Here is a 3,494-nt window from a genome sequence, read left to right as displayed (position 1 = left end):
AACCACTTGCCGTTCCGCTGGCCGTCGGGGCGGGAACAGCCGCTGTCACGCTGGCCGTCACCGGCGTGGTCGCGGGAGAGGTAAGGGTGACGGTGTACCTGCCCGGGGGGCTGTACCCGTGCGTCTTCTGGGCGGCGGGAGTGCCGGTGATGGTTTCGGTGGTGCCGTCTCCCCAGTCGAGCGTATACGTCAGGGCGGGAACCAGGGACCTCAGGTTCGCCGTGACCGTCTGGCGAATGGAAGGATCGCTCGGCGTGACCGTCAGGACCGAATTCGGAGCGCTCACGGTGACGGGGGTCGTCACTGGAGCGCTGCCCCTGGGCGTGACCTGAACCGTGTAGGTGCCCGGCTCGCTGTAGGCGTGACTCAGGGTCGCCGTCGCGGCGGTGGGCGTCAGGGGTTCGGTCGTTCCGTCTCCCCACTTCACCGTGTAGCTGTAATCCCCCAGCAGGTTGCCCAGACCCAGGGAAGCCGTCAAGGCAGTGGAAGTCCCCGTCACAGTCGGAACGGGCATGCCAACCGGCAGGCTGAACGTCGCTGGAGTGGTCCCGGTTGCGGAGAGCGTCACGGTGTATGTCCCGGGCTGCGCGTACGTGTGCGTCTTCTGGGTGGCAGTGCTGCCAGTGATGGTTTCGGTGGTGCCGTCTCCCCAGTCGAGCGTATACGTCAGGGCGGGAACCAGGGAGCTCAGGTTCGCCGTGACCGTCTGGCGAATCAGGGGAGCGCTCGGCGTGACCGTCAGCACGGAGTTCGGCGCGTTCACTGTGACGGGCGTCGTCACGGGCGTGCTGCCCCTGGGCGTGACCTGAACCGTGAAGGTGCCGGGCTGGCTGTAAGCGTGACTCAGGGTCGCGGTCGCAGCGGTGGCCGTCAGGGGCTCGGTCGTTCCGTCGCCCCAGTTCACCGTGTAGCTGTAATCCGCGAGCAGGTTCCCCAGACCCAGGGAAGCCGTCAATCCACTTGCCGTTCCGGTGGCTGTCGGGGCGGGAACAGCCGCTGTGACGCTGACCGTCGCTGGAGTGGTCCCGGTCGCGGAGAGCGAGACCGTGTACGTCCCGGGCTGCGCGTACGTGTGCATCTTCTGGGCGGCGGTGCCGGTGAAGGTCTCGGTGGTGCCGTCTCCCCAGTCGAGCGTATAGGTCAGGGCGGGAACCAGGGAGCTCAGGTTCGCCGTGACCGTCTGGCGAATCAGAGGAGCGCTCGGTGTCACCGTTAGCACGGAGTTCGGCGCGTTCACTGTGACGGGCGTCGTCACGGGCGTGCTGCCCCTGGGCGTGACCTGAACCGTGAAGGTGCCGGGCTGGCTGTAAGCGTGACTCAGGGTCGCGGTCGCAGCGGTGGCGGTCAGGGGTTCGGTCGTTCCGTCTCCCCAGTTCACCGTGTAGCTGTAATCCGCGAGCAGGTTCCCCAGACCCAGGGAAGCCGTCAGGGCGGCGGAAGTCGCCGCCACGGTCGGAACGGGCGCGCTAGAGCTGACCGCAGCCGTCACCGCTGGGGTCGCGGGGGAAGAGAGGGTAATGGTGTAGGGACCGGGAGCGCTGTAGGTGTGCGTTTTCTGGGTGGCGGTGCTGCCGGTGATGGTCTCGGTGGTGCCGTCTCCCCAGTCGAGCGTATAGGTCAGGGCAGGAACCAGGGCCGTCAGGTTTGCCGTGACCGTCTGACGGATGAGTGCGTTGCCAGGTGTGACCACCAGGACTGGGATCGGAGCATTCACGCTGATGGGCGCCGTCACGGGCGTGCTGCCCTGCGGCGTGATCTGGAGTGTGAAGGTGCCGGGCTGGCTGTAGGCGTGACTCAGGGTCGTGGTCGCAGCGGTGGCCGTCAGGGGCTCGGTCGTTCCGTCTCCCCAGTCCACCGTGTAGCTGTAATCCCCGAGCAGGTTCCCCAGACCCAGGGAAGCCGTCAATCCACTTGCCGTTCCGGTGGCCGTCGGGCCGGGAACGCCAACCGTGACCGGCGTAGTCGCGGGGGCCGTTCCGGGCGCACTGACGGAGACGGCGTAGGCACCGGGAGTGCTATAGGTGTACGTCTTTTGAGCAGTGGGACTGCCGGTGATGGTTTCGGTGGTGCCGTCTCCCCAGTCGAGCGTATAGGTCAGGGCGGGAACCAGGGAGCTCAGGTTCGCCGTGACCGTCTGGCGAATCAGAGGAGCGCTCGGTGTCACCGTTAGCACGGAGTTCGGCGCGTTCACTGTGACGGGCGTCGTGACTGGAGCGCTGCCCCTGGGCGTGACCTGAACCGTGAAGGTGCCGGGCTGGCTGTAAGCGTGACTCAGGGTCGCGGTCGCAGCGGTGGCGGTCAGGGGTTCGGTCGTTCCGTCTCCCCAATTCACCGTGTAGCTGTAATCCGCGAGCAGGTTGCCCAGACCCAGGGAAGCCGTCAGGGCGGTGGAAGTCGCCGTCACGGTCGGAACGGGCATGCCAACCGGCAGGCTGAACGTCGCTGGAGTGGTCCCGGTTGCGGAGAGCGTCACGGTGTATGTCCCGGGCTGCGCGTACGTGTGCGTCTTCTGGGTGGCAGTGCTGCCAGTGATGGTTTCGGTGGTGCCGTCTCCCCAGTCGAGCGTATACGTCAGGGCGGGAACCAGGGCCGTCAGGTTCGCTGTGACCGTCTGGCGAATCAGGGGAGCGCTCGGCGTGACCGTCAGCACGGAGTTCGGCGCGTTCACTGTGACGGGCGTCGTCACGGGCGTGCTGCCCCTGGGCGTGACCTGAACCGTGAAGGTGCCGGGCTGGCTGTAAGCGTGACTCAGGGTCGCGGTCGCAGCGGTGGCCGTCAGGGGCTCGGTCGTTCCGTCGCCCCACGCGACGCTGTAGGGGTACCCGCTCAGCAGGTTGCCCAGATTCAGGGAAACGCTCAAACCACTTGCCGTTCCGCTGGCCGTCGGGGCGGGAACAGCCGCTGTCACGCTGGCCGTCACCGGCGTGGTCGCGGGAGAGGTAAGGCGGACGGTGTACGTCCCAGGCTGCGCGTACGCGTGCGTCTTTTGAGCAGTGGGACTGCCGGTGATGGTTTCGGTGGTGCCGTCTCCCCAGTCGAGCGTATACGTCAGGGCGGGAACCAGGGCCGTCAGGTTCGCCGTGACCGTCTGACGGATGGACGCGTTGTCAGGCGTGGTCGTCAGGCCCGGAAGCGGAGCGCTCAGGTTGACGGTGGTCGTCACCGGAGTGCTGCCTTGAGGCGTAACTTGAACTGTGTAGCTTCCCGGCCCGCTGTAGTTGTGCTTCAGTTGTGCCGTTGGGGTGGTGGGCGTCAGGGTTTCGGTCGTTCCGTCTCCCCACTCCAGGGTGTAGGTGTACGCACTCAGGAGATTGCTCAGGTTCAGGCTGGCGGTCAACCCACTTCCCGTCCCTATAACAATTGGGGCGGGCACTGTCACCTTGACCGGGGTCGTCACTCCTGGGGTTGCGGGGGAAGAGAGGGTAATGGTGTATGTCCCGGGCTGCGCGTACGTGTGCGTCTTCTGGGTGGCAGTGCTGCCAGTGATGGTTTCG

At 66.5% G+C, this 3,494-nt stretch carries 1 protein-coding gene; it reads right to left on the bottom strand.

All coding sequences use genetic code 11. The features are described from left to right. Window positions 1-3,337 (bottom strand): PKD domain-containing protein (locus B9A95_RS30465; protein ID WP_139807177.1); only part of this gene is annotated, 3,337 nt, incomplete at its 3' end. Between the last annotated feature and the right edge of the window lie 157 nt (window positions 3,338-3,494).

The organism is Deinococcus hopiensis KR-140 (assembly GCF_900176165.1).
Lineage (GTDB): Bacteria > Deinococcota > Deinococci > Deinococcales > Deinococcaceae > Deinococcus > Deinococcus hopiensis.
The sequence above is the reverse complement of the archived record's forward strand: the minus strand, read 5'-3'. Positions and strand labels throughout refer to the sequence as shown.